This window comes from Pseudolysinimonas yzui (assembly GCF_014653215.1).
GTDB lineage: Bacteria > Actinomycetota > Actinomycetes > Actinomycetales > Microbacteriaceae > Pseudolysinimonas_A > Pseudolysinimonas_A yzui.
The window spans coordinates 191,429-217,456 of the sequence record NZ_BNAI01000003.1; the positions used below are offsets into that span (position 1 = coordinate 191,429).

General features: G+C 69.1%; 26 protein-coding genes. 10 read left to right on the forward strand and 16 right to left on the reverse strand.

The genetic code is table 11. The annotated features are described in order from the left end of the window. Positions 1-14: 14 nt before the first annotated feature. The 3 genes from IE173_RS09555 to IE173_RS09565 are packed head-to-tail and all read left to right on the forward strand — an operon-like array spanning position 15 to position 2,554. The gene (locus IE173_RS09555) at positions 15-377 is read left to right on the forward strand and encodes a DUF4180 domain-containing protein (protein WP_191283241.1); all 363 of its coding nucleotides are present in this window, start codon (positions 15-17) and stop codon (positions 375-377) included. Then, complete coding sequence (locus tag IE173_RS09560) at positions 374-1,552, forward strand: flavin-containing monooxygenase (RefSeq protein ID WP_191283242.1); 1,179 nt, start codon at positions 374-376, stop codon at positions 1,550-1,552. Before IE173_RS09555 ends, IE173_RS09560 begins: the two co-directional genes overlap by 4 nt. A gap of 48 nt (positions 1,553-1,600) precedes the next feature. Further along, positions 1,601-2,554 carry a hypothetical protein gene (locus IE173_RS09565; RefSeq protein WP_191283243.1) on the forward strand — a complete coding sequence of 318 codons (954 nt, stop codon included), beginning with the start codon at positions 1,601-1,603 and terminating at the stop codon, positions 2,552-2,554. 60 nt (positions 2,555-2,614) lie between these two features. Here the strand turns inward: IE173_RS09565 and IE173_RS09570 are convergent, their stop codons facing one another. Genes IE173_RS09570 through IE173_RS09590 form a run of 5 tightly spaced genes read right to left on the reverse strand, consistent with a single transcriptional unit; the run spans position 2,615 to position 4,932 of the window. Next, the gene (locus tag IE173_RS09570) at positions 2,615-3,265 is read right to left on the reverse strand and encodes a DUF2461 domain-containing protein (protein WP_191283244.1); all 651 of its coding nucleotides are present in this window, start codon (positions 3,263-3,265) and stop codon (positions 2,615-2,617) included. A 47-nt stretch (positions 3,266-3,312) separates the two neighbouring features. Next, positions 3,313-3,750 (reverse strand): hypothetical protein, encoded by a 438-nt coding sequence (locus IE173_RS09575; protein WP_191283245.1) that lies wholly within the window; start codon positions 3,748-3,750, stop codon positions 3,313-3,315. Between the two features lie 32 nt (positions 3,751-3,782). Further along, complete coding sequence (locus IE173_RS09580) at positions 3,783-4,241, reverse strand: hypothetical protein (protein WP_191283246.1); 459 nt, start codon at positions 4,239-4,241, stop codon at positions 3,783-3,785. 41 nt (positions 4,242-4,282) lie between these two features. Continuing rightward, on the reverse strand, positions 4,283-4,702 hold the full coding sequence (locus IE173_RS09585) for a type II toxin-antitoxin system VapC family toxin (RefSeq protein ID WP_191283247.1): 420 nt from the start codon (positions 4,700-4,702) through the stop codon (positions 4,283-4,285). Continuing rightward, entirely contained in the window at positions 4,699-4,932 is a 234-nt protein-coding gene (locus IE173_RS09590; RefSeq protein ID WP_191283248.1) for a FitA-like ribbon-helix-helix domain-containing protein, read from the reverse strand. The genes IE173_RS09585 and IE173_RS09590 overlap by 4 nt, the downstream gene beginning before the upstream one ends. Before the next feature lie 185 nt (positions 4,933-5,117). Between IE173_RS09590 and IE173_RS09595 the strand changes: the two genes are divergently transcribed. Next, positions 5,118-5,609 carry a tetratricopeptide repeat protein gene (locus tag IE173_RS09595; RefSeq protein WP_191283249.1) on the forward strand — a complete coding sequence of 164 codons (492 nt, stop codon included), beginning with the start codon at positions 5,118-5,120 and terminating at the stop codon, positions 5,607-5,609. On the opposite strand, the gene ychF is transcribed toward IE173_RS09595, so the two are convergent. Next, the gene (gene ychF / locus IE173_RS09600) at positions 5,599-6,675 is read right to left on the reverse strand and encodes a redox-regulated ATPase YchF (protein WP_191283250.1); all 1,077 of its coding nucleotides are present in this window, start codon (positions 6,673-6,675) and stop codon (positions 5,599-5,601) included. The genes IE173_RS09595 and ychF overlap by 11 nt on opposite strands. Before the next feature lie 144 nt (positions 6,676-6,819). Here ychF and IE173_RS09605 point away from each other — a divergent pair, with 144 nt between their 5' ends. After that, a complete protein-coding gene (locus IE173_RS09605) occupies positions 6,820-7,410 on the forward strand; it encodes a 3'-5' exonuclease (protein WP_191283251.1) in 591 nt (196 codons plus the stop codon). On the opposite strand, the gene ppsA is transcribed toward IE173_RS09605, so the two are convergent. After that, a complete protein-coding gene (ppsA, locus tag IE173_RS09610; protein WP_191283252.1) occupies positions 7,407-9,782 on the reverse strand; it encodes a phosphoenolpyruvate synthase in 2,376 nt (791 codons plus the stop codon). The genes IE173_RS09605 and ppsA overlap by 4 nt on opposite strands. Positions 9,783-9,868: 86 nt before the next feature. Next, the gene (locus IE173_RS09615; RefSeq protein ID WP_191283253.1) at positions 9,869-11,362 is read right to left on the reverse strand and encodes a CoA-acylating methylmalonate-semialdehyde dehydrogenase; all 1,494 of its coding nucleotides are present in this window, start codon (positions 11,360-11,362) and stop codon (positions 9,869-9,871) included. 93 nt (positions 11,363-11,455) lie between these two features. Between IE173_RS09615 and IE173_RS09620 the strand changes: the two genes are divergently transcribed. Beyond that, positions 11,456-12,871: a DNA recombination protein RmuC gene (locus IE173_RS09620; protein WP_191283254.1), complete on the forward strand. Its 1,416-nt coding sequence runs from the start codon at positions 11,456-11,458 to the stop codon at positions 12,869-12,871. Here IE173_RS09620 and IE173_RS09625 read toward each other — a convergent pair. From IE173_RS09625 to IE173_RS09635, 3 genes are read right to left on the reverse strand one after another with little or no spacing between them, the layout of a single operon-like run. Then, positions 12,849-14,777: an ABC transporter ATP-binding protein gene (locus IE173_RS09625; RefSeq protein ID WP_229842021.1), complete on the reverse strand. Its 1,929-nt coding sequence runs from the start codon at positions 14,775-14,777 to the stop codon at positions 12,849-12,851. The genes IE173_RS09620 and IE173_RS09625 overlap by 23 nt on opposite strands. Next, positions 14,777-16,510, reverse strand: coding sequence for an ABC transporter ATP-binding protein (locus IE173_RS09630; RefSeq protein WP_191283255.1), 1,734 nt, complete (start codon positions 16,508-16,510; stop codon positions 14,777-14,779). The genes IE173_RS09625 and IE173_RS09630 overlap by 1 nt, the downstream gene beginning before the upstream one ends. Next, complete coding sequence (locus IE173_RS09635; RefSeq protein WP_229842039.1) at positions 16,510-17,121, reverse strand: TetR/AcrR family transcriptional regulator; 612 nt, start codon at positions 17,119-17,121, stop codon at positions 16,510-16,512. The genes IE173_RS09630 and IE173_RS09635 overlap by 1 nt, the downstream gene beginning before the upstream one ends. A 78-nt stretch (positions 17,122-17,199) precedes the next feature. Between IE173_RS09635 and IE173_RS09640 the strand changes: the two genes are divergently transcribed. After that, positions 17,200-17,559 (forward strand): ArsR/SmtB family transcription factor, encoded by a 360-nt coding sequence (locus IE173_RS09640; protein WP_191283257.1) that lies wholly within the window; start codon positions 17,200-17,202, stop codon positions 17,557-17,559. After that, a complete protein-coding gene (locus tag IE173_RS09645) occupies positions 17,559-19,208 on the forward strand; it encodes a SulP family inorganic anion transporter (RefSeq protein ID WP_191283258.1) in 1,650 nt (549 codons plus the stop codon). Before IE173_RS09640 ends, IE173_RS09645 begins: the two co-directional genes overlap by 1 nt. Positions 19,209-19,218: 10 nt before the next feature. On the opposite strand, the gene glpX is transcribed toward IE173_RS09645, so the two are convergent. After that, positions 19,219-20,217 (reverse strand): class II fructose-bisphosphatase, encoded by a 999-nt coding sequence (gene glpX / locus IE173_RS09650; RefSeq protein ID WP_191283259.1) that lies wholly within the window; start codon positions 20,215-20,217, stop codon positions 19,219-19,221. Between the two features lie 139 nt (positions 20,218-20,356). On the opposite strand from glpX, the gene fbaA reads away from it, so the two are divergent. Beyond that, on the forward strand, positions 20,357-21,391 hold the full coding sequence (fbaA, locus tag IE173_RS09655) for a class II fructose-bisphosphate aldolase (RefSeq protein WP_191283260.1): 1,035 nt from the start codon (positions 20,357-20,359) through the stop codon (positions 21,389-21,391). Between the two features lie 6 nt (positions 21,392-21,397). Here fbaA and IE173_RS09660 read toward each other — a convergent pair whose 3' ends face one another. Genes IE173_RS09660 through IE173_RS09675 form a run of 4 tightly spaced genes read right to left on the reverse strand, consistent with a single transcriptional unit; the run spans position 21,398 to position 25,349 of the window. Beyond that, on the reverse strand, positions 21,398-22,561 hold the full coding sequence (locus IE173_RS09660; RefSeq protein ID WP_191283261.1) for a hypothetical protein: 1,164 nt from the start codon (positions 22,559-22,561) through the stop codon (positions 21,398-21,400). Further along, complete coding sequence (locus tag IE173_RS09665) at positions 22,558-23,757, reverse strand: sensor histidine kinase (protein WP_191283262.1); 1,200 nt, start codon at positions 23,755-23,757, stop codon at positions 22,558-22,560. Before IE173_RS09665 ends, IE173_RS09660 begins: the two co-directional genes overlap by 4 nt. Before the next feature lie 3 nt (positions 23,758-23,760). Beyond that, the gene (locus tag IE173_RS09670) at positions 23,761-24,258 is read right to left on the reverse strand and encodes a DUF6264 family protein (protein WP_191283263.1); all 498 of its coding nucleotides are present in this window, start codon (positions 24,256-24,258) and stop codon (positions 23,761-23,763) included. Between the two features lie 5 nt (positions 24,259-24,263). Next, positions 24,264-25,349: a 4-hydroxy-3-methylbut-2-enyl diphosphate reductase gene (locus IE173_RS09675; protein WP_191283264.1), complete on the reverse strand. Its 1,086-nt coding sequence runs from the start codon at positions 25,347-25,349 to the stop codon at positions 24,264-24,266. A gap of 101 nt (positions 25,350-25,450) precedes the next feature. Between IE173_RS09675 and IE173_RS09680 the strand changes: the two genes are divergently transcribed. After that, positions 25,451-25,999: a hypothetical protein gene (locus IE173_RS09680; protein ID WP_191283265.1), complete on the forward strand. Its 549-nt coding sequence runs from the start codon at positions 25,451-25,453 to the stop codon at positions 25,997-25,999. The last annotated feature ends 29 nt before the right edge of the window (positions 26,000-26,028 follow it).

Consider the following 26,028-nt stretch of genomic DNA (forward strand, 5'->3'; position numbering starts at 1 on the left):
TCTAGGGTGTGAGCGTGACCAGCGCAGACGCCGGATCCGGCATCATCCACCTGCCCCTCGACGGCCCGCCCCTCGCGGTCGGCCAGGACGCCCTCGATGCGATCGGCGCGGCCTGGGGATCCGACGCGTCGACGATCGTGGTGCCGGTGGAACGACTCGACGCGCGGTTCTTCGACCTGCGCACCGGGGTGCTGAGCGAGCTGACTCAGAAGTTCGTGAACTACCGCATCCGGCTCGTCGTGCTCGGTGATGTGACGGCGCACACGGAGGCATCGGGCGCGTTCCGCGACTACGTGCGCGAGACCAACGCGGGCGATCAGGTGTGGTTCGTCGCCGACGAGGCCGAACTCGCGACGCGACTCGGAGTCGACGCGTGAGCGCCCTGCCCGAGCGGGTGCCGGCGGTCGTGATCGGCGCCGGCCCCGCGGGCCTCGCCGCCGCGGCCGAACTGCAGCGCGTCGGCATCGAGGCGATCGTGCTCGACAAGGCCGACCGGGTCGGCGCGAGCTGGGCGGGCCACTACGACCGGCTGCATCTGCACACCTCGCGCGGGCTCTCTGGCCTGCCCGGCTACCGCATCCCGCGTCGCTATGGCCGCTGGGTCGCCCGCGACGGCGTGCTCGCCTACCTCGCCGAGTACGCCGACCTGCACGCCCTCGATGTGCGCCTCGGGGTGGAGGCGTCGGCCGTCGAACGCGGCGTCGACGAGTGGCGGGTGGCGTGGCGACGCGGCGACGAGTCGGGCGCCATCGCGACCGACACGGTCGTGGTCGCCACCGGCTACAACCACACCCCGAAGCGTCCCGACTGGCCGGGGCTGAAGACCTTCACCGGCAAGGTGGTGCACTCCAGCGAGTACAAGAACCCCGGGCTGCTCGCGGCCCGCGAGGCGCTCGTGATCGGGCCGGGCAACAGCGGCGCCGAGATCGCCGCCGACCTCGCGGATGCCGGAGTGCGAGTGTCGCTCGCGATGCGCACGCCACCGAACGTCGTGTTGCGGGCCGTCGCCGGCATCCCGAGTCAGGCGCTCGTGCTGTCGATGTCGCCGCTGCCGGTGCGGGCTCAGGATGCGCTCTCGGGTCTGCTGCAGCGACTGGTCGTCGGCGACCTGCGCAAGCACGGCATCCCGAAAGCGCCCCGCGGCATCGCCACGCAGCAGCTGCGGGATGACGTCACCCCGACGATCGATGTCGGCCTGCTGCGCGCCCTCAAGTCGGGAGCGGTGAAGGTCGTCGCCGCCGTCGAGCGGTTCACGACGGATACCGTGGTGCTCACCGACGGCACCGAACTGCACCCCGACGCGGTCGTGCTCGCCACCGGCTTCCAGCGCGGACTCGAGCCGCTCGTCGGAGACCTCGGCGTGCTCGCCGCCTCCGGCCGTCCGCTCATCAACGCCGACGCGCAGCTCGCCGCGCATCCGGGGCTCTTCTTCGTCGGCTACTCGAACCCGTTGACCGGCAACCTCCGGCAGGTCGGACTCGATGCGACGAAGATCGCGAAGGCCGCCGCCAGTGCGCTCGCGAAGAAGGGCCACCCGGCAGTTCTCCGCTGAGCGCTAGGCTCGGGGCCACCATTTCGTCCCCAGGGGAAGGCACATCACATGGCAGAGCGCAGCAGCCGTAGCGGCAAGAAGGTCGTTCAAGCGGAGTCAGCGCCGGCACCGGCGACGACCGCGAAGGAGCGAGCCGCCATCAAGGCGGAGGCCGACAAGCGCGTCCGCGAGGGCGACGGCTGGAAGGCATCCGATTCGGCGAAGTCCGGCGCCACCACGAAGCGCGTCATCGCGTTCATCCTGTGGGGCCTCGCGATCGCCGCCGAAGGTGTCGGCATCTGGTACCTGCTCACCCAGCTGCGGGGCACCAACGTCGACGGCGAGCCGAACACCGGATTCATCCCGAGCGACTACCTGATGTGGGCACTCATCGGGCTGCTGGTGTTCATCGGCATCCTCACCGTCATCGGATCGCAGCTCTGGAAGGCCGCCAACCAGGCCGACCCGGCGTCGCGGCAGGAAGCCTTCCGCTACTTCGTGCAGAACCAGTTGGGCGCGATCATCACGATCATCGCGTTCGTGCCGATCATCATCCTGATCCTGCTCAACAAGAACCTCGACAGCAGGACCAAGGGCATCGCCGGCGCGGTCGGCGCGGTCGTGCTCGTCGTCGCGGTTCTCCTCAACATCGAGTGGAACCCCGCCTCGGTGGAGGAGAACACCGAAGAGGTCATCGAAGGTGAGATCGCCAACGAGGGTCAGATCGACGAGTACACGGCGATCGTCACCGAACTCACCGGTGACGACGAGGTCGCCTGGACGCTCGAGGGCAAGGTCTACCACCTCTGCGAAGACACCTCGGCCGTCAGCCAGGACTCGGCGGACGGCCGGATCTTCACCGGCTCCGTGGCCGACGCGCACGCCGCGGGCAAGGCAGGCCTCACGCTGCAGGTCGACCAGGAGATGGAACAGTGCGGCCTGACCGACCCGGCCAACCTCGACGAGATCGAGGCCGAGATCGAGCAGCTGCGTGACGCCTACGAGTTGGAGAACGCGGGCTGACCCGCATCCTCACCGTCGATCGGCGCTCGACTCCTGCGGGAGGCGGGCGCCGATCTGGTGTCAGCGCGTTGCGGGCTCGGAGCCGACGTTCTCGGCGACCCAGTCGCACCAGATCGACACCGCGCGCCACGCCTCCCGGATGCGGTCGAGCGCGGCCGGACCCCACATCCACTCCTCCACGCCGAGACGGCGCTGAACGGCGAGACGCTTCAGGCGGAGCAAGTGGATGCGTGGATGGTCGACGCGGAATCCGCGGGGCGCGGTGGTGAGAGCATCTGTTTCGATCACGTCGAAGCCGAGGTCCGCGAGCTCGTCGAGGGTCGCCTCGAGGTCGCCGAACAGCCGCACGTCGTCGGCGATCTCGCGGAACCGCGCCAGTTGGGCCGGCGAAGCGTCGTAGACACCGCCCGCTGCGAGCAGCCCGTCGGCTCCGAGCTGCAGGTAGTGCACGGCGCCGCGATTGCCGCCCGTGACCATGCCGATGTGGTCTTTGTAGGGCGACTTGTCCGCCGAGAAACGCACGTCACGGTAGGGCCGGAAGATCTTCACCGCACCGAACTCAGGCCCCAGCGCCTCGGCGAGCGCCTCGAACGGGCCGCGCACCCGCTCGTCGTAGCGCGGCTTGTTCGCCGTCCACCACGCCTTGTCGTTGTGCTCCCGCAACTCGCGGTAGAACTCGACCGCGTCGGGATGCAGGCCGGCGAACTCCATGCCGCGAGATTACCCGGGTGGCGGAAAGGGATCGTCGTCGAGCCCCATCAGGTGTACGCCCGCAGCGAGTCGCCGGGTGGCAGCGGGAAGACCCGGCCCGTGCCGATCCACACATACCCGTCGCGGAGGAAGTTGTCGTAGTCGTCCCACAGCGCCGGCACGGTGTCGCCGCACGCGTCGAGCAGCGCGGAGAACCAGACCACGTAGGCGGGATCGGGACGCATCGCCGCAGCCTGCTGTTCCGGCGTCAGGGCCGCCCAGATGGCATCGGCCTCCTGCTCGGCGTCGACAACTGCTTCAGCCGCGAGGCCGGGGAGGTGCCAGCCCCACCCGTTCGTGTACTTGAGAACCTGCTCGCCGTCGACGAGGGTCGAGCAGCGCCAGTGCCCCGTCGCGTAGAAGTACGGGGCAGCTTGGATGCGGTGCGCACCGCGCCCGTGCAACACCCGGTACGCGTTGAGGAGCACGTGCTCGGGTCGACTCACGGACACAACGATGGCCGCTCCGACGCGCCGACTCAACCTGCCTGTCGTTCCCGCACTGCAGTTTCCCGGTCGAGGGCGCGCAGTCGGTCGACCTCGACTTGCAGTGTGAGCACGTCGCAGTACGACCCGTACCATCCGCTGCGCGGCGAAGCCATCCACCGCCCGAGGGCTCCGAGCACCTGAAGCTGCGCCCGGCGGTCGTGCGGATCGGCGGGCATCCATTTCTCGGTCGTCAACAGAAGCAGCAACGTCGGCAGCCCGTCGCGCGCGATCGAGCGGCCCACCGGATCGAGGGTGCCGAACGCGCGCTCGATCTCGATCATGCGGCGCTCCGGGTCGGTGGCGATCCGGTCGGATTCGGCTTCGAGGCACTGGGCCGCCCGCACCCTCACGGCGAGGATGCGGTCACGGCGGCGTCCGGAGCGCTCAGCCGCGTAGGCGGTCAGCCAGGGGTCGAGGATGTCGGCGATTCGAGGGGTGACGGGTTCCATGCGCGCAGGATGCTGCCGACGTCGGACATCGGTGTCAGCAGTCAGCCGGCCCAGGGATCGACCAGTTCGATCCCGGTGCCCGCGAAGTCCTTGGTGTTCCGCGTGGCGCACACGGCGTCGTGGCTGCGGCAAATCGCAGCGATCAGGGCGTCAGCCGTGCTGATCGGCAGCCCTGCCTGCTCTCGTGCGGCCAGGATGTCGGCATAGTGATCGGCAGCGTCATCGTCGAATGCGAGCACGGCCCTGGACTGTCGATACGGGCGTATCGCCGCGTCGATCCGCGCGGCGAGTGCGCTTCTGCGCTGACCATCGGGCAGGCGACGCACGCCCGCAAGTAGTTCGGCGAGCGTGACGGCCGTGATGGCGACCTCACCCGAGAGCGACTCCAGCCACGCCACGACCTTGGCGTCCGGGCGCGGTCGGAAGACTTCGGAAATGACGTTCGTGTCGAGGACGATCACCCGAAGTCGACCGCTCGCGCGACGTCGGTGCGGTCAGGGATGACGAGATCGTCGATGCCGCCGAGGTCGTGCGCTGCGTGCATGAGCGCCAGGCCGATGTGCGGCCTGTGCGCAGCCTTCGTGAGGATGTCACGGACCTCAGCCTCCATGGAGCGGCCGTGTTCTTTCGCCTGAGCGGCGATCTGCTTCTTCACGGACTCGTCGAGCCCGCGCACGATGATGGATGACATCGGCACACCTCCCGATTGCTATCAACAATGATAGCGTTTGCGTGGCAGGCAATGCGAGAAACTCGCTACCCGACGAGCCCTTAAGTGCAACCAAAGGCACCCGGGGTGCCGTGCGCGGTTTCCGCGCTCGAAAGTTGGTCGCGACCGACGTGAGGGCAAAGCCAATTCATGCTTGGGTGGATCCCATGACCGACGCTCCTCGACTCGAAGGCGGGCCGGGATGGTACATCGACCGCGAGTCCCTCCTGCCAGTGATCGAGGACGAAAGCGTTTTCAGGGCGGCCCACGCAGAGGACCCGGCGATCGAGGTTCTCGTCGCACTTTGGTCTGGCCGACCAACAGATGCGGAAGTGCAGATCCGTACTTGGTTGGATCACGCGGATTCCCCGAGATTGCGGGCTCTTCTCGCAGACGCGTGGCGCGACCAGGGCCGCACCGACGAGGCGATTGCCGCCTACGAGTCACTTATCGGCGAGGTCAGCGACATGAAATCTGAAGCAGTGATGCAGCAGCACCTGGGTAAGGCGCTCTTTGTCGCTGGACGTCACGAGGAAGCCGCCCAAGCTTTCGAGAAGGCTCTGGGCATGAGACTGAGGTTCGGTGCTGAGGACTCACTGGTCGAGTCGTCGCGGGCCGCGGCCGTGCGAGCCCGTGAGGCTGCCTCAGCTAAACATTGAAGCGGAACTCGACCACGTCGCCGTCGTGCATGACGTAGTCCTTCCCTTCGATGCGGGCCTTCCCTTTCGCGCGGGCTTCGGCGATGGAGCCGGTCACGACGAGATCCTCGAACGAGACGATCTCGGCCTTGATGAAGCCCTTCTCGAAGTCGGTGTGGATGACGCCCGCCGCCTGGGGGGCCTTCCAGCCTTTGCCGATCGTCCAGGCACGCGCCTCTTTGGGACCGGCGGTGAGGTAGGTCTGCAGGCCGAGGGTGTCGAATCCGATGCGGGCGAGTTGGTCGAGTCCCGACTCCGTCTGGCCGGTCGAGGCGAGCAGTTCGGCGGCGTCATCCTCGTCGAGGTCGATGAGCTCCGACTCCAGCTTCGCGTCGAGGAAGACGGCCTTCGCGGGGGCGACCAGCTCCGCGAGCGAGGCGAGCTTGGCGGCATCCCCCAGCACGGTTTCGTCGACGTTGAACACGTAGATGATGGGCTTCGCGGTGAGCAGGCCGAGTTCTCGCAGAGCGGCGAGGTCGACGCCCTTCGCGCGCGATAGCGGGGTGCCTTCGTTGAGGGCCTTCTGGGCGGCGAGCGCGGCATCCAGAACTCCGGGGTCGAGCTTCTTGCCGCGCACCTCCTTCTCGTAGCGCGGAATCGCCTTCTCGAGGGTCTGCAGGTCGGCGAGCGCCAACTCCGTCGTGATGACTTCGAGGTCGCTCTTCGCGTCGACGACGCCGGCGACGTGCACGACATCCGGGTCCTCGAACCCACGCACGACCTGCGCGATCGCCTCGGCCTCGCGGATGTTGGCGAGGAACTGGTTGCCCAGGCCCTCCCCCTCGGAGGCTCCCGCGACGATGCCGGCGATGTCGACGAACGACACCGTCGCCGGCAGGATGCGCTCGCTGCCGAAGATCTCGGCCAGCACCTTCAGGCGCGGGTCGGGCAGGTTCACCACGCCGACGTTCGGCTCGATCGTCGCGAACGGGTAGTTCGCCGCGAGCACGTTGTTCTTGGTGAGCGCGTTGAACAGGGTGCTCTTGCCGACGTTGGGGAGTCCGACGATACCGATGGTGAGTGCCACGGGGGTTCAGCCTATCCGTCCCCAACTCTCGGGAATCCGGCCCCTCATCGACGTCTCGTGCGCGAAGCCCCGGATTTCCAAGAGTTAGCGCCCAGGGCGGCGCGGCACAGGCCCAGCGTCGGAGGCCCGTGTCAGAGTCAAGGTGTGCCGCTCGACTTCACCGCCATCGACTTCGAGACGGCGAACTCCTCGATGGCGAGTGCGTGCTCCGTCGGCCTCGTGAAGGTGCGCGATGGTCAGGTCGTCGACCGCATCGGCTGGTTCATCCGGCCGCCGCTCGGGCACGACCACTTCATCGACTGGAACACCCGCATCCACGGCATCACCGCCGAGATGGTGAGGGATGCCCCATCCTGGCTCGACCAGATGGCCGACCTGCTCGCCTTCACCGGTGACGACCATCTCGTCGCGCACAACGCGGGCTTCGACATGGGTGTCATCAAGGCCGCCTGCGTGGCGACCGGACTCGCCACCCCGTCGTACTCCTACTTCTGCAGTCTGCAGATCGCCCGCAACACCTACACGCTCGACTCCTACAAGCTGCCCTCCGTCGCGTTCGCGGTCGGGTTCGAGGACTTCCCCCACCACGACGCCGTCGCGGATGCCGAGGCCTGTGCGGCGATCGTCATCCACGCGGCCGACCGCTACGGCGCGATCGATGTGGCGGAACTCACCGAGCGTTCGGGTGTGCGCATTTCGACGATCGTGCAGCCGCCCGCCGCCGCGATCGCTTAGACCGTCGCGACCAGCGCCTCCGCCTCGGCGATGCGCGGCAGCGTCTTCAGCACGCTGTCGGGGTTGAGCGAGATCGAGTCGATCCCCTCGCGCACCAGGAACTGGGCGAAGTCGGCGTGGTCGCTCGGGCCCTGGCCGCAGATGCCGATCTTGATGCCGGCAGCGTGCGCCTTTCGGATCGCTTCGGCGATCAGCGTCGTGACGGCGGGGTCGCGTTCGTCGAACAGGGCCGCGAGCGACCCGGAGTCGCGGTCGACTCCCAGCGTGAGTTGCGTGAGGTCGTTCGACCCGATCGAGAAGCCGTCGAATCGCGTCGCGAACTGTTCGGCGAGCACGACGTTCGCCGGGATCTCGCACATCATGTAGACCTCGAGTCCGTTCTCGCCGCGCTTCAGGCCGTTCGCCGCCATCACCTCGAGCACGCGGTCGGCCTCTCCGACGGTGCGGCAGAACGGGATCATGACGATGACGTTGCGGAACCCGATCTGCTCCCGCACCCGCCGGATGGCGCGGCACTCCAGCTCGAAGCCCTCGCGGTAGCGCGAGTCGTAGTACCGCGAAGCGCCGCGGAACCCGATCATCGGGTTCTCTTCCTCACCCTCGAACGCGGCGCCCCCGAGCAGGTGCGCGTACTCGTTGGTCTTGAAGTCGCTCATCCGCACGATGACCGGGTCGGGGTGATGCGGGGCCGCGAGCTTGGCGATGCCGAGCGCCAGCGTCTCGACGAAGTAGTCGCGCGGGTCGGCGTACCCGCGGGTGAGGTGCGCGATCCGCTTGCGCTCGGCGGGATCGGTCACCCGTTCCGGATGGATGAGCGCCATCGGATGCACGGTGATGAGGTTGTTGATGATGAACTCCATGCGGGCGAGGCCCACCCCGCTCACCGGCAGCCGCCACCACTGGAACGCCGCAGCCGGCGTCGCGACGTTGACGAGCACCTTCGTGCGGGTCGTCGGCAGCGCCCCGAGGTCGATCTCCTCCGTCTCGAACGGCAGCGCCCCGGCATACACCTCACCCCGGTCGCCGTCGGCGCACGACAGCGTGACGATCGCACCGTCGGGGATGTCGTGGGTGGCCGAGCCGGAACCGACGATCGCCGGGATGCCGAGCTCGCGACTCACGATCGCCGCATGACTCGTCGAGCCCCCGTGGTCGGTCACGATCCCGGCGGCACGGGCCATGATCGGCACCCAGTCGGGGTCGGTCATCTCGGTCACCAGGATCGAGCCGTCGACGAATCGCTCGATGTCGGCCGCGCTCTTGATGACACAGGCGGGCCCGGTCGCGATCGCGTCGCCGATCGCGGCGCCGGTGGCCAGCACGTCGCCGGTGCCGGTGAGCCGGTGCACGGTGAACTTCGTCGCACTGCGCCGCGACTGCACCGTCTCGGGGCGAGCCTGCACGATGAACAGCTCGCCGGTGACGCCGTCTTTGGCCCACTCCATGTCCATCGGGCGCCCGTAGTGCCGCTCGATCGCGACCGCCCACCGCGCGAGGGCGAGCACCTCGTCGTCACCGAGCACCAGGCGCGCCCGCTCCGTCGCGGTCGTCTCCTTGATGCGGGTGCGCACCGTACCGCCGGTGCCGAGCACCATCTTCGTGGCCTTCTCGCCGACGGTCTTCTCGATGATCGGCGAGAGCGTCGGGTCGTCGAGGAACGGCTTGAACACGACGTACTTGTCGGGGTCGACGATGCCCTGCACGACCGTCTCGCCGAGGCCCCATGCCGCGCTGATCACCACGACATCCGGAAACCCGCTGTCGGTGTCGATCGAGAACATCACGCCCGATCCGCCGGAGTCGGAGCGCACCATCCGCTGCACACCGATCGACAGCGCGACATCCAGCTGGTCGATGCCGTTGAGGTCGCGGTAGCTGATCGCACGGTCGGTGAAGAGCGACGCGTAGCAGCGCAGACAGGCGTCGAGCAGATCGTGCTCGCCGACGACGTTGAGGAAGGTCTCCTGCTGCCCGGCGAAACTCGCGTCGGGCAGGTCTTCGGCGGTCGCGCTGCTTCTCACCGCAACGGGCACCGGATGCGCGCCGCTGAGTGCGCGGTAGGCGGCTCGGATCGCATCCGCCGTCTCGTCGGAGAAGCTGCCCCCGAGGATCGTGTCGCGAATCGCCAGGCCGGTGACCTGAAGGGTCGCCTCGCCCGCGTGGTAGCGGTCAAGCGCCGATGAGATGCCCGCGCGTAGATCGTTCGCGTCGATGAAGGCACGGAAGGCGGCGCTCGTCGTCGCGAAACCGCCGGGAACGCTGACCCCCTGGGCACCGAGTTCGCGGATCATCTCCCCCAGCGAGGCGTTCTTGCCGCCGACCTGGGGAAGGTCGGCGAGACCGATGTCGGCGAAGTCGATGACGTGCTGCATGTGAGCCCTCCTCGGTGGGATGGCCCGAGGCTACGGAGCCGGGGCAGCCACGAGTAGGGACTAAAGCCACTTGGGGCTAGCGTGCCTCAGTTCGTGGGGAAGCCCAGGTTGATGCCGCCATGCGAGGGGTCGAGCCAGCGGGAGGTGATCGCCTTCTGGCGGGTGAAGAAATGGATGGCGTCGGGGCCGTAGGCCTTCGTGTCGCCGAAGAGGGAGTCTTTCCAGCCGCCGAAGGAGTAGTAGCCGACCGGCACGGGGATGGGCACGTTGATGCCGATCATGCCGACCGTCGCTTCGCGCTGGAAGCGCCGGGCGGCACCGCCGTCGTTGGTGAAGATCGCGGTGCCGTTGCCGTAGGGGCTGCCATTGATCAGGGCGAGGCCCTCCTCGTAGGTGGCGACGCGCACGACCGACAGCACGGGACCGAAGATCTCGTGCGTGTAGACATCCGACGTGGTCGGCACCTTGTCAATGAGGGTCGGGCCGAGCCAGAACCCGTCGGCCTCCCCGTCGACCGCGATGCCGCGCCCGTCGACGACGATCTCCGCACCGTCGGTCGCCGCCACGTCGAGGTAGCCGGCGACCTTGTCGCGGTGCTCCTTCGTGATGAGCGGCCCCATGTCGCAGCCGCGGGTGCCGTCGCCGACCTTCAGCGTCGCCATCCGTTCGACGATCTTCGGGATGAGGTCATCCGCGATGTCGCCCACGGCCACGACCACCGAGATCGCCATGCACCGCTCCCCCGCCGATCCGAAGCCCGCGTTGACCGCGGAGTCGGCGACGAGGTCGAGGTCGGCGTCGGGCAGCACGAGCATGTGGTTCTTCGCCCCGCCGAGGGCCTGCACGCGCTTGCCGGAGGCGGTTCCCGTCTCGTAGACGTACTTCGCGATCGGGGTCGACCCGACGAACGAGATCGACGCGACCTCGGGATGCGTCAGCAGCGCATCCACCGCCTCCTTGTCGCCGTGCACGACGTTCAGCACGCCGTCGGGCAGGCCGGCTTCCTTCATCGCCTCGGCCATCCAGATCGACGCCGACGGATCCTTCTCGCTCGGCTTCAACACGACGGTGTTGCCCAGGGCGATCGCGATCGGGAAGAACCACATCGGCACCATCGCCGGGAAGTTGAACGGCGAGATGATTCCGACCACGCCGAGTGCTTGACGCACCGAGTAGACGTCGACGCCGGTCGACGCGTTCTCGGTGTACTCGCCCTTCGCCAGATGCGGGATGCCGCAGGCGAACTCGACGACCTCGATGCCGCGCGCGATCTCGCCGAGGGCATCCGGAGTGACCTTGCCGTGTTCGCTCGTCAGGATCGCGGCGAGCTCCTCCTTGCGCGCGTTGAGGATCTCGCGGAACGAGAACAGCACCGCCTGCCGCTTGTTCCACGACGCCTCGCTCCACGCGGGGAACGCCGCGGCCGCCGCCTTCACCGCGTGATCGACATCCGCGGTCGAGGCGAGCCGCACCTCGCGCTGCACGACGCCGCGGGCGGGGTCGTAGACGGGGGCGGTGCGGGTCGAAGCGCCGGCGAACGCGGCTCCCGAGACCCAGTGATCGAGCACAGTCGTAGCCATGCCGACAGGCTAGCTCCGAGACATTTCTCGAACATTTTGGTTTTTCGGTGGGTGCAACGCGGGGATGTCGGTCGCCCTTGCGACACTTCAGGCATGGATGCGACGCTCACCCTGATCATCGGCCTCGCCGTCGGGCTCTTCCTCGGCACGGTCGTCGGCGTGCTCGTCGGGCGCGCCCGCCGCACGCAGGCCGTCGCGGGCGCCGACCCGGCCCTTCTCGCCGCACAGCACGAGTCGCGACTGGCCGCCGTGCGCGCCGAACTCGGCACCGAGCTCGCCGCCGCACAGGCGACCCTCGCCGGGCTGCGCGAACAGCTCGGCAGCGCCCAGGAGCAGTACCGCGACCTCATGGAGCGCACCCGCCTCGAGGCGCAGCAGCGGGCCGAAGCCGAACGCGCCGAGAGCAAGGTGCTGCAGGCGCTCGCCCCGGTCAAGGAGTCGCTCTCGTCGATGCAGCAGAAGGTCACCGACCTCGAGCAGCAGCGCAGCGTGCAGCACGTCGAACTCTCGCAGCAGCTCAAGAGCGCGGTCGAGTCCGAGGAGCGCCTGCGCACGACGGCCGAGTCCCTCGCCTCCGCTCTCAAGAACAACGCCACGCGCGGCGTGTGGGGTGAGACCCAGCTGCGTGCGGTCGTGGAGTCCGCGGGCATGATGGAGCACGTCAACTTCGACGTGCAGTCGAGCATCAAGATCGAGGGCCGCTCGGCACGGCCCGACATGGTCGTCACCCTTCCGGGCGGCAAGAGCATCGCGGTCGACGCGAAGGTGCCGTTCAACGCCTACCTCGATGCCGCGGCGATCCTGCCCACCGCGAACGACGCCGAACTCGCGCGTCGCGACACGCTCATGAAGCAGCACGTCAAGGCGGTGCGCGACCACATCGTGGCCCTCGGCGCCCGATCGTACTGGGACGGCCTCGACTCGAGCCCCGAGATGGTGATCGCGTTCATCCCGAGCGAGTCGCTGCTCTCCGCCGCCCTCGAAGCCGACCCGTCGGTCATGGAGTTCGCGTTCAGCAAGCACGTAGCCCTCGCCTCGCCGGTGACCCTGTTCTCGGTGCTCAAGGCCGTCGCGGTGAGCTGGCGGCACGAGGTCGTCACCCAGGAGGCGAAGAACCTGTTCGACGTGAGCCGCGAGCTGTACGGCCGGCTCACGACCCTGGCCGGTCACGTCGACAAGCTCGGGCGCACGATCGAGCGCAGCGTGAAGGACTACAACACCTTCGTCGGCTCGTTCGAGCGTCAGGTGCTGCCGTCGGCGCGCCGCATCAGCCAGCTCGACAGCTCGAAGCTGCTGCCGCCGCTCACCGAGATCGACGAACTGCCACGCGAGCTGACGGCATCCGACCTGACGGCGGTTCTCGAGAACCCGCTGCTCGAGCCGACCGTGCTCGACGACCGGGTCGTCGACGAGCTGGCCGCCCTCGACGAGACCGGCATCGCCCGGTCCGAGCTCGACCTCGGGCTGATCGAGCCCCCGACTCCGATCAAGAAGCCGAAGTCGGCATAGCCGGCACGGGCTCCGGCGCCCCCTCGTCGGTCTCCACGGGTGCGGCGAACTGCGCCTCGTAGAGCCGGGAGTAGGCCCCGCCGGCGGCGACCAGCTCGTCGTGAGTGCCCGTCTCGACGATCGAGCCCGCCTCCATCACCAGGATCAGGTCGGCATCCCGAATCGTCGACAACCGGTGGGCGATCACAAACGACGTGCGCGAACGGCGCAGTTCGCGCATCGCGCGCTGCACGAGAACCTCGGTGCGGGTGTCGACCGACGAGGTCGCCTCGTCGAGGATGAGCAGCGCCGGATCGGCGAGGAATGCCCGCGCGATCGTGATCAGCTGCTTCTCCCCGGCCGAGACGTTGGCGCCTTCGTCGTCGAGCACGGTGTCGTATCCGTCGGGGAGGGCGTGAACGAACCGGTCGACGTAGGCTGCCTGCGCCGCCTGGATGATCTCCTCCTCGGTCGCATCCGGCCGCCCGTAGGCGATGTTGTCGCGGATGGTGCCCTGGAACAGCCAGGTGTCTTGCAGCACCATCCCGGTGCGAGAGCGCAGATCATCGCGGGTCATCGACCGGATGTCGACGCCGTCGAGCGTGATGCGTCCGCCGTCGAGTTCGTAGAACCGCATGATGAGGTTCACGAGGGTCGTCTTGCCCGCTCCCGTCGGCCCGACGATCGCGACGGTGCTGCCCGGCTCGGCCACGAGCGACAGGTCGTCGATGAGCGGCTTCTCGGGGTCGTAGCGGAACGAGGCGTGCTCGAAGGCCAGCCGTCCGGCGGTCGCGGGGGGCGAGGTCGACTCGACCGGGTCGGGCCGCTGCTCGTCGGCGTCGAGCAGTTCATACACCCGCTCGGCACTCGCGACACCCGACTGCAGCAGATTGATGAGCGACCCGATCTGGCTGAGCGGCTGGGTGAACTGCCGCGAGTACTGGATGAAGGCCTGCACGCCACCGATCGACATCGATCCCCCGGCGACCAGCAGGCCACCGACGACGGCGATGCCGACGTAGACGAGGTTTCCGACGAACAGGGCCGCCGGCATGATGATGCCGCTGATGAACTGGGCGCCGAACGACGCCCGGTACAGCTCGTCGTTCTTCTCGGCGAAGCGCGCCTCCACCTCGCGGTGGCGGCCGAATACCTTCACCAGCGCGTGACCCGAGTAGCCCTCTTCGATCTGCGCGTTGAGGGCGCCGGTGTGGGTCCACTGCGCGACGAACAGCTTCTGCGAGCGCTTCGCGATGACGACCGTGATGCCGAAGGTGAGCGGAATGGCGACGAGCGAGATGAGGGCGAGTACCGGAGAGATGACGAACATCATCACGACGACGCCGACGACGGTGAGGATCGACGTGAGCATCTGGCTCATCGTCTGCTGCAGGCTCTGCGACACGTTGTCGATGTCGTTGGTGACCCGGCTCAGCAACTCGCCGCGCGGCATCCGGTCGAAGTACGACAGCGGCAACCGATGGATCTTCGCTTCGACATCGGAGCGGAGCCGGTACACGGTGCGTTGCGTGACGCCGTTGAGCACGTAGCCCTGCAGGTACTGGAAGAGCGACGAGAACACGTAGAGCAGCAGCACGATGCCGAGCACGACCTGAAGTCTCGCGAAGTCGATCCCCTGACCGCCCTGGAACGACGACACGGCCCCGTCGTAGACGATGTCGGTCGCCATGCCCAGGACGTTGGGCCCGAGCACCGAGAGCACGACGCTCACCACGCCGAGCAGGATGACGAAGACGACGGGCACCGCTTCGGGTCGCAGGCTGCCGATCAGGCGCTTCACCGTCGGCAGGAAGTGCGCGCTCTTCTCGACCGGCATGCCCATGCCGCCGAACGGGCCGCCGTGGCCGGGGCCGCGCCGCGGGATCGGCGGACGCGCGGGAGCCTCGGTGGATTCGGTGTCGGGCATCAGGCCGCCGCCTCTGCTGAGAGCTGGCTCGCGACGATCTCGGCGTACTCCGCCGACGTCTCGAGCAGTTCGGAATGGGTGCCGCGCCCGACGATCTCGCCGTGGTCGAGCACGAGGATCTGGTCGGCGTCGGTGATGGTCGCGACGCGCTGCGCGACGATGATCTTCGTCGCGTCGGGCACGGCTCGGGTGAGGGCGGCGCGCAGTCGCGCATCCGTCGCGGTGTCGAGCGCCGAGAACGAGTCGTCGAAGACGTAGATCGGGGGCTTCTTCACGAGCGCCCGTGCGATCGCGAGCCGCTGCCGTTGCCCGCCGGAGACGTTCGTGCCGCCCTGCGAGATCGGCGACTCCAACCCGTCGGGCATGGCTTCGACGAAGTCACGTCCCTGAGCCACCTCGAGGGCGGCCCACAGTTCGTCGTCGGTGGCGTCGGGCTTGCCGTACCGGAGGTTCGACGCGACGGTTCCCGAGAACAGGTAGGCCCGCTGCGGCACGAGCCCGATGCTGCCCCAGAGCAGGTCGGGATCGAGTTCGCGCACGTCGACCCCGTCGACCAGCACCGAGCCGCTCGACACGTCGAAGAGCCGAGGCAGCAGGTTGACCAGGGTGGTCTTCCCGGCGCCCGTGCTGCCGACGATCGCGGTGGTCGTGCCCGGGGTGGCGATGAACGACAGGTCGCGCAACACGGGGGCCTCGGCGCCCGGGTAGGAGAACGTGACGTCGCGCAGCTCGATCGTGCCGTGGCCGCGCAGTTCGGTGACGGGCGCGACCGGCAGCACCACGCTCGACGGGGTGTCGAGCACCGCGCCGATCCGGTCGGCCGACACCACGGCCCGCGGCAACAGGAAGGCGAGCATCGCCGCCATCATCACGGCCACCAGGATCTGCACGATGTAGCTGAGGAAGGCGATGAGCGACCCGACCTGGAGGCTGCCGTCTTCGATGCGGTAGGCGCCGAACCAGAGCACCGCGACGCTCGACACATTGAGGATGAGGATCACGATCGGGAACATCAGGGCGAACAGTCGGCCGGCCCGCAGGGCGGTGTCGGTGAGCTCATCGTTGGCGCGGCGGAAGCGGGCGGTCTCGACGGGTTCGCGCACGAACGCACGCACCACGCGGATGCCGGTCAGCTGTTCGCGGAGCACACGGTTGACGACGTCGATGCGCTGCTGCATCTTGCGGAACTGCGGCATCATCCGCACGATGATGAGCCCCATCGCGACGAGCAGTACCGGAACCGCGGCGACCATGATCCACGACAGGCCCGGGTCTTCGCCGATCGCGAAGATGACGCCACCGACCGCGAGGATCGGGGTCGACACGAGCATCGTGCAGCTGATGAGCACCAGCTGCTGCACCTGCTGCACGTCGTTGGTCGTGCGGGTGATGAGCGACGGGGCGCCGAAGTGCGAGACCTCTTGCTCGGAGAATCTGCCGACCTGCGCGAAGATCGCGCCGCGCAGGTCCCGGCCGAATGCCATCGCGAGCCGCGCACCGAAGTAGACGGCGACGACGGCACAGATGATCTGCGCCAAGGTCACCGCGAGCATGATGGCGCCGACCATGAGGATGTAGCCGATGTCGCCGGTCGCGACGCCGGAGTCGATGATGTCGGCGTTCAGGCTGGGCAACCAGAGCGACGCGATCGACTGGGCCGCCTGGAACACGACGACTCCCACCAGCAGCAGCCAATAGGGCTTGACGAAGCGCACGAGCAGCTTCCCGAGCATCAGTTCTCTCCTTCCCGGCGGATGATTCCGCGGGCGATCAGGGCGGCGAGCGTGGCGTTGCCGAGGTCGAAGGATGCCATCGGCAGCGCCGACGCGAAGGCGAGCAGCCGGATGTACTCGGCCACCGTCTCGATCGGCACGGCGAGTCGGTGGGCGTCGGGCGCGAGGAGGTCACCGAGCACTTCGGTGAGCCGCTGCTCCATCGTCGTCCGGTCGGCGACGGGCGGTCGCTCGCGAATGCCGAGCGCGACGACAGCGGCGACGACGTCGCGGAAGTGCGCGTTGAGCCGGGCGACGACCTGCTCCAGTTTCGTGTCGAGCGGCTGGTCGATGTCGATCGCCTGGAGTGCCATCCACAGCGGATGCGGATCGAAGATCTTCTCGATCGCGGCGGCGAGGAGCGCCTCCTTGTCGCCGAACGCCCGGAACAGCGTCCCCTCGGCGACCCCGGCCGCCTCGGCGATCTGACGCGTCGACACGTCGCGCCCGTGCTGGCGGATGAGCGGTACGGCAGCGAGCAGGATCGCTTCGCGACGATCCTCTGGGGCCAACGGCTTGGCGCGTTCGCGCGAGAACGCCTTCACGTCCACAAACGCATCCCCGGCCCGCATCACCCGACGATGCTAACTGAGTGAGTACTCACTCCGCAAGGGCCGGAGCCCCGGCCGGCGCGATATGATGATTTCATCATGTCACTGACCCACTCGGAACGGCCCCTCTACGAAGTGAAGGCCGGCCTGTTCAAAGGACTCGCGCATCCGCTGCGCATCCGCCTGCTCGAGCTGCTCGCCGACGGCACCGAGCGCAGCGTCGCCGAACTCCAACGCAGCACCGGGATGGAGCCGTCGCACCTCTCCCAGCACCTCTCGGTGCTCCGGCGACACCGGCTGGTCTCCTCCGATCGCCGCGCGAGCCACGTGTACTACCGCATCACCGCCCCCGAGGTGGCCGAGTTCCTCGCCGTCGCCCGCCGGCTGCTCGCCGCCGTACTGGTGTCCGACGCCGAGCAGTTCGGTCGCATCTCCGAACTCCCCGAACTGCGGCCCTGATGATCCGGGTCGCACGTCACCTGCGCCGGCTGCTGCCCGGCCCCGCTGACTACTCGGGCCTCGGCCGGTCGTGGCGCCGCGACCTCCTGGCCGGACTCACCGTCGGCATCGTCGCGCTGCCCCTCGCGCTCGGCTTCGGCATCTCATCGGGGGCCGGTGCCGAGGCAGGGCTGATCACCGCGATCGTCGCGGGTGTCGTCGCAGCCGTCTTCGGCGGCTCCCACGTGCAGGTCTCGGGGCCGACCGGGGCGATGGTCGTCGTGCTGGCGCCGATCGTCGCCTCCCACGGACTCGGGGCGGTCGCTGTGGTGAGCCTCATGGCGGGTGTCATCGTTCTCGCCGCCGGGGCGCTCCGGCTCGGGCGGGCGGTGTCGTTCATCCCCTGGCCCGTGATCGAAGGCTTCACGCTCGGCATCGCCGTGATCATCTTCCTGCAGCAGGTGCCCGCGCTCACCGGCCCGGCGCCCGCCGCATCCCACGGCAACGCCGTCCTCGGCGCGGTGACGGCGCTGCTCGCCGCCGACCCCGGCTACCTGCTCTGGGCTGCCGCGGCGGTCGTGATCGTGGCGGCCTGCATGTTGCTGCTGCCCCGGCTGCATCCGGCCGTGCCGGGGTCGCTCATCGGCATCGTCGTCGTCACCGTGCTCTCCCTCGTGCTCCCCACCCCGCTCGCCAGCATCGGCACGCTGCCGCACAGCCTCCCGGCACCCGCGCTGCCGCCTCTCGATCTCACGACGATGTCGAGCCTGGCGCTCCCGGCGCTCACCGTGGCGGCGCTGGCCGCGATCGAGTCGTTGCTGTCGGCACGGGTCGCCGCGTCACTCGCCGACACGGGTGCCTACGACCCCGACCGCGAGCTGGTCGGGCAGGGGCTCGCCTCGGTCGCCGCCGGACTCTTCGGCGGCATGCCGGCGACCGGCGCGATCGCCCGCACCGCCGTGAACGTGCGCTCGGGCGCCGCGACCCGGCTCGCCGCGATCACGCACTCCGTCGTGCTGCTGCTCGTCGTGCTCGTCGTCGCCGGGCCGGTGGGCACCATCCCGCTCGCCGCCCTCTCCGGGGTGCTCATGGTCACCGCGGTGCGCATGGTGCATGCCGCGACGGTGCGCTCGATCCTGCGCTCCACCCGGGCGGATGCCGTCGCCTTCGTCATCACGGCGATCGTCACGGTGTCGGTCGACCTCATCGTCGCGGTCGTCATCGGCGTGGTCGTCGCCGGGGTGTTCGCGCTCCGCGGCCTGTCCCGCGCGACGGGTGTACACCGCGAGCCGATCGCCGGCGACCCCGAGCGGGGCGACGACCGCATCGCGATCATCCGCTTCGACGGCCCGCTGTTCTTCGCCGCGGCCGACCGGGTGCTCGACACCGTGACCGGCCTCGGCGGGGTGTCGGTCGTCATCCTGCGGATGTCGCAACTGGAGCTGGTGGACGCCACCGGCGCCCACGTGCTGAGCGAGATCGTGCAGCGACTCGAGGCCCGCGGCGTCACCGTGCTCATCAAGGGGGTGCGGGAGGGCCACACCGAGCTGTTCCGCACCGTCGGGGTGCTCGACGCGCTCCGCGACCACCGCCACCTGTTCGACGACCTGCCGGCCGCGATCGCGCACGCCCGCAGTCACGTCGCCCGTGAGGCCGCCTCGGGCGGCTGACACCCGAGGATCAGGCGTCTTCGCCGAGCCACTTCTGCACGAGGTGATCGGCGGTCACCCGGCGGATCGTGCCGGATCGCGCCCGCAGCACGATGCTCTCGGTGCGGATGATCGGCCCCTTGCGCTCCACGCCGCGCACCAGAGCCCCGTCGGTGACCCCGGTCGCGACGAAGAAGGTGTTGTCGCCCTTCACCAGGTCGTCGGCCTCGTAGACCTCGTCGAACCGCAGGCCGGCGGCCGCACCGCGCTCGCGTTCGGCATCCGACTGCGGGTACAGCATCGTCTGGATGAACCCCCCGAGCGCCTTGATCGCGCACGCGGTCGCAACACCCTCGGGGCTGCCGCCGATGCCGACGCACATGTCGAGCCGGCTGTCGTAGCGGGCCGCGTTGATACCGCCCGCGACATCGCCGTCGAGCATCAGCCGGGTTCCCGCGCCGGCCGCCCGGATGTCGTCGATGAGCTTCTCGTGGCGCGGCCGGTCGAGCACACCGATCAGCAGCTCGTCGACCGCCTTGCCCTTCGCCTTCGCCAGGGCGCGGATGTTCTCGCCGATCGGTTTGCGGATGTCGATGACCCCGATGCCGCTCGCATCGGTGACGATCTTGTCCATGTAGAAGACGCTCGAGGCGTCGAGCATCGAGCCGCGATCGGCGGCGGCGATCATCGAGATGGCGTTGCTGCGTCCGGCCGCGGTGAGCGAGGTGCCGTCGATCGGGTCGACCGCGATGTCGCACTCCGGCCCGCGACCGTTGCCGACGACCTCGCCGTTGAACAGCATCGGCGCCTGGTCCTTCTCGCCTTCGCCGATCACGATCGTGCCCGCGAAGTCGACGGTGCCCAGGAACTTGCGCATCGCATCCACCGCCGCGCCGTCGGCGCCGTTCTTGTCACCGCGCCCGATGAACGGGAACGCACGGATCGCGGCGGCCTCGGTCGCCCGCACGAGCTCCATCGCGAGGTTGCGGTCGGGCTGGGTGAACAGGATGCCGGGGTCGTCGTCCGCCATGGAGGTCCTCATCGGTAGCAAAGCGTGGGAGTCGGCCCTAGTGGCGGAGAGGGCACTGCGATCAGCCTACCCAGCCCCCGGTAAGCTCGGGTCCCGCGGGATGCCACCCCGATCCACCGTTTTCGCCGAAGGAGTCCCCATGCCCGTCGCCACTCCCGAGCAGTACGCCGAGATGCTCGACACCGCCAAGAAGGGCGGCTTCGCCTTCCCGGCGATCAACGTCTCGTCGTCGCAGACGATCAACGCGGTGCTGCAGGGCCTCAGCGAAGCTGGATCCGATGGCATCATCCAGGTCACCACCGGAGGCGCCGACTACTTCGCCGGCCAGACGGTCAAGGCGCGCGCATCCGGTGCACTCGCGTTCGCGGCGTTCGCGACCGAGGTCGCCAAGAACTACCCGGTCACCGTTGCCCTGCACACCGACCACTGCCCGAAGGAGGCCCTCGGCGGCTTCGTCGAACCGCTCATCGCGGCGTCGGAGGCCCAGGTCAAGGCCGGTGGCAACCCGATCTTCCAGTCGCACATGTGGGACGGCTCGGCCGTGCCACTGGCGGAGAACATCGAGATCGCGAAAGACCTGCTGCCGCGCATGAAGGCGATCAACGCGATCCTCGAAGTCGAGATCGGTGTCGTCGGCGGCGAAGAAGACGGCGTGCAGCACGAGGGCAGCAACGAGGCGCTCTACACGACGCTCGGCGACGTGACGGCAGCGGTCGAGGCCCTCGGCCTCGGCGAGCAGGGTCGCTACATCGCCGCCCTCACCTTCGGCAACGTGCACGGCGTCTACAAGCCCGGCAACGTGAAGCTGCGCCCCGAGCTGCTCGGCGAGATCCAGGCCGGCATCGCGGCGAAGTACGGCACCGGCGCGAACCCCCTCGACCTCGTCTTCCACGGCGGGTCGGGCTCGACGGATGCCGAGATCGCCGAGGCGGTCGCCAACGGCGTCATCAAGATGAACATCGACACCGACACCCAGTACGCCTTCACCCGTTCGATCGCCGACACGATGTTCAAGAACTACGACGGCGTGCTCAAGGTCGACGGCGAGATGGGCAACAAGAAGGTCTACGACCCGCGCGCCTGGGGCAAGCTCGCCGAGACCTCGATGGCGGCTCGCGTGGCCGAGGCGACCCGTCAGCTCGGCAGCGCCGGGCGCTCCATCTCGTCGAAGTAGCGGCGATCAGCTCGACGTAGCGTCCGAGCTGGGCGGCAGGTTGAAGGTCACCCGCAGGAAGCGGTCGTCGCTCCACTCCAGATCCTCGACGCTGCCGCGCAGGGCGAGGTAGTACGGGGCGAGCTGCATCACGCGTCGCCCCTCGGGCAACTCGAAGTCGAGGCTCACCCCGACGGCGGTCGAGCCGTCGGGATGCGCGCGCAGCTCGACCAGGAGCGAGCCGGTATCCGTTCCAGGGGTGTCGAGGATCGCGCGGATGAGCGCACGGAGCGCGGTGCGCTGCGACGCCGTCATCCGGCGCGCCTGGGAGTCGGGATCGACGACGACGAGCCGATCCTGGGCGACCGAGTCGAGCCAGCTCAGGTTCGACTGGGTGACGAGGTCGTCGCGCAGCCGCCGGGCCAGGTTTCCGGCGAGGGTGCGGTCGGCCGTCGTGACCTCGCCGGCGCGCGCCACCCCTTCGATGAACGGGGCGGCGCGGGAGATGAGGCGAGCCAGGCGGTCGCGTTCCAGTTGCTCGTTGCGGGCACCTTGGGGGGCGTCGACCGAGAGCATCGTCTGGCTTCGGCGTTCGATCAGAGGCAGCGTGCGACCGACCACCGCGATCGAGAACGCGGCCGTCGCGACGATGGCGCTGACCAGAGGCGATGCGATGATGATCGCCGTCGCGATCGGGCCCCACCCGGTCACCTGGGCCTGCACGACGAGCTGGGCGATCGGCACGGAGATGAGGGTCGCGGCCGATCCGAGCAGGATGATCGCGCGGGCCGGCAGGTAGGGGCCGAGCGACCCGACGACGAGCGCGAGCCCGAACGGCGCCCACCACAGCTCGATCGAGAACAGGCTGTCGGCATAGCCGATCGCCGACAGGACGAAGCCGACCACGCCGAGGGCGAGCGAGAAGCTCGCCCTGCCCCACCCGAGTCCACGACGCATTGGTCGGGTGAGCAGGTGCACCACGACGCACGCCGCCGAGCAGAGGGCGACCCCGATGATCTGGATGAGCGGCTCGCGACTGGCTCCCCAGGTGAGAATCGCGAAGGTGCCGCCGTAGAGCAGGTTGAGTGCGGCGAAGACGAGCGGCACGAGGGAACCGGTGAACCAGCTGAGCGGATCGATCTCCTGGGCCGAGAGGCGCAGCCATCGACGATCGAGCGGGGACGACATCATGAGGCGTCCCGCCCGCTGGTCGGCGCGGAGATGATCACCGAGGTTCCCTCTCCCGGCGCCGACCAGACCTGTGCTCGACCGCCGACCGCGGCCATCCGCTCCACCACCGACGTACGCAGACCGAGCCGGTCGGGGGCGACCGCCGCCGGATCGAAGCCCACGCCCTGGTCGGTGACCATCATCGTGACGTGGTCGGCGTCGGCGATGACCTCCACCTCGGCCGTGGTCACGCCGGAGTGACGCAGCACGTTCTCGAGCGCAGCGCGCAGCGCCGCGAGCAGCGCCTCCGCGACGTCGGCCTCGAGAACGTGGTGGGCGAAGGGTGAACCGGTCAGGTGCAGGCTCAGCCCGCGCCACTGGAACTCGCTCGCCAGCCGGGCGAGGTCGTTGCGCAGACCGGCGTCCTCGGCGGGCAGGTCGACGGCGGCCGAGGTGCGGATCCAGTCCGCTCCGCGCAGCGTCTCGAGGTCGGTGAGCAGCCGGTCGCGGGTGCGCTCGTCGATCCGATCGGGGGCGTTCATGACGACCGCCAGGTCGTTGAGCAGGGTGTCGTGCACGACGGCGGTCGTGCGCCGCGCGAGATCCTCGCCGTGCTCGAGCGCCCGGGTCTCGGATTCGAGGTCGTCGAAGTTCGGCACCCGGCGACGGATGCGCGCTTGGATCGAGGCGAGCGTCAGGTAGGCGACGATCGTCAGGACCAGCACCATGAGGGGGCCGAACCCGGGCCTGATCGTGAGCCCGCAGATCGCGTAGGCCACCACACCGGCGATGATCGCCACCGCGAAGCCGAGCAGCGACCAGGCGATGCCGACGAGGGCTCGAGTGGCGGGGATGCCGACGAGCACGAGCGCGAGCGCCGGCCGGTTGACGAGATACGGCGAATGCTCGACGATCCCCGGGTCGTCCAGCAGCAGAGTCACCTCGTAGCCCAGCGTCGCGGCGCCGGCCACGACCAGGTAGGCCATCGCGACCCACCGGCGCGGCCGCAGCACGACGGCGACGATCCCCCCGAGCACCACCCCGAGGAGGATGAGGGCGAGCGGCAGGTCGTCGACCCGGTCGCGCAGCACGAGCGTCTCGACGAGCACGGGCGTGGTGAGCAGGATGGTGGCCGCCGCGACCGCCCACCCTGCCGCCGACACCGAGCCGGTGATGACGGCGGCGGCCGTCTCCCGAGGCAGGATGCGGACGCGCACCGGTCAGGACCCGGAGGCGGGCAGGGCGCCCGGCGTCAGCATCACGATCGCGACCAGCACGATGATCCAGGCGAGCACGGAGAGAGCACCCGCGACGAGCGGAACCCAGAACGCCAGGCGGCCGCGGCGCAGCAGCAGCACCGCGATCGCCGCCGACCCCAGTACCAGCGCGAGGGACAGCACGAACAGCACGATCCCGCCGATGCGCGCCGCCTCGGTGAAGTCGATCGATTCGGCGGCCGTGCCCTTCGTCGCCGTCTCGAGGAACCCCTCGAAGTCGAGGAGGGCACCGGAGTACTGCAGCAGGTTGAGCACCCCGAAGGCGATGAGCGCGATCGTGATCGGACGGTCGAAGCGACGACCCGTCGCGGCGCGAGCCGGGACGGCGGGGGGCGGCGTCTCAGCGATCGCCGGGGTCGCCACGTCAGGGCCGCGCAGTGCGGCCACCTCCTCGGGCGTCGCGTACTCGCCGTACTGCGGCGCGGGGCGGGGATCCGGCATCCGGATCAGTCCTGCCAGTCGAGCCGACGCGACCGACCGCCGAGCGCCCGCTCGTCCGTGTTGCCGGCGGCGTCGCGGCGCAGCTCCTTCGGCAGCGAGAACATGAGGTCTTCCTCGGCCGTCTTGACCTCTTCGACGTCGCGGTAGCCGGCATCCGCCAGATCGTCGAGCACCTCGCGCACGAGCACCTCGGGCACCGACGCGCCGCTGGTGACCCCGACCGTCGCGACCCCGTCGAGCCAGGACTGCTGGATCTCGCTCGCGTAGTCGACCCGGTACGCGGCACGGGCGCCGTGCTCGAGCGCGACCTCGACGAGCCGCACGCTGTTGCTGGAGTTCGCCGACCCGACGACGATCACCAGGTCGGCCGCCGGGGCGACCTTCTTGATCGCGACCTGACGGTTCTGGGTGGCGTAACAGATGTCGTCGCTCGGCGGGTCTTGAAGGTTGGGGAATCGCTCCCGCAGCCGGCGCACCGTCTCCATCGTCTCGTCGACGCTCAGCGTCGTCTGCGAGATCCACACCAGGTTGTCGGGGTCGCGCACCTCGAGGCCGGCCACGTCGTCGGGGCTCGTGACGAGGGTGGTGCGTTCGGGCGCGTGACCCATCGTGCCCTCGACCTCTTCGTGGCCGGTGTGACCGATCAGCAGGATGTCGAGGCCCTGCTTCGAGAAGCGGGTCGCCTCGCGGTGCACCTTGGTCACGAGCGGGCAGGTCGCATCGATCGCCTGCAGGCCGCGGTCGGCGGCACCTTGAACGACGGCGGGCGAGACGCCGTGCGCCGAGAAGACGACATGCGCTCCGTGCGGCACCTCGGCGACGTCATCCACGAAGATCGCGCCGCGCTGCTCGAGGGTGCTGACGACGTGCACGTTGTGCACGATCTGCTTGCGCACGTAGACCGGGGCGCCGAAGTTCTCGAGCGCCTTCTCGACGGCGATCACCGCCCGGTCGACGCCGGCGCAGTACCCGCGCGGTGCGGCGAGCAGCACCCGCTTGGTTCCGGCGACCGGCGCGTCGACGAGGCGCCCGCGGACCGCGGGGGTGCGAGGCGGCGTCAGAACGACCGCGCCGTTCGTGATGCCGGCCATGCCCCGATTCTACGGAGCCCACCGGGGAGCGGCTGGGAGGCCGGGGACTGGAGTACCCTCGCGAGCGAACACGGAAGGACGGAACGGGCATGATGCGACGGATGTCGTCAACGCTTCTCGCCGTCGGGCTCCTGCTCGCCGGGTGTGCGGCCCCGGGCACGACGCCCGCACCGAGCGGGAGCGCATCCGGCGAGGTCGGCGAGGCGGGCCCCTCGAATCCTGCGACCCCGATCCCCGCCGATAGCGGCTGGCTCGTCACGGCGACAACCTCGATGTTCACGGCGAGCGCCCGGCTGTGTCCCGGTGACGGATTCATCGAGACTCCCGACGACCCCGACTGGGCGGTGCGCACGGAGATCAACGGTGGCCCACCCGACACCTGGGACGGCGTGACGTGGGAGATCGATCAGGGTGTCACGATCAACGTGGCCACGTCGCAGTACTACTTCCTCTACACCTCGGGGCGCGACAGCTACCAGGTGCCCAACGGACACCTCGAGGTGACCTACGACGACGAGGGACGACCCCGATCGGGAACCGGGACGGGCACGATGGAGGTGATCCTCGCGGATGGCAGCGGCGATGACCGGGTGGACACCACGACCTTCACGGTCGAGCCCGTCGCCGCCCCGCTGTGGTGTGACGCGTGACATCGACCGAGCCGCCGGAGCGCTCCTCC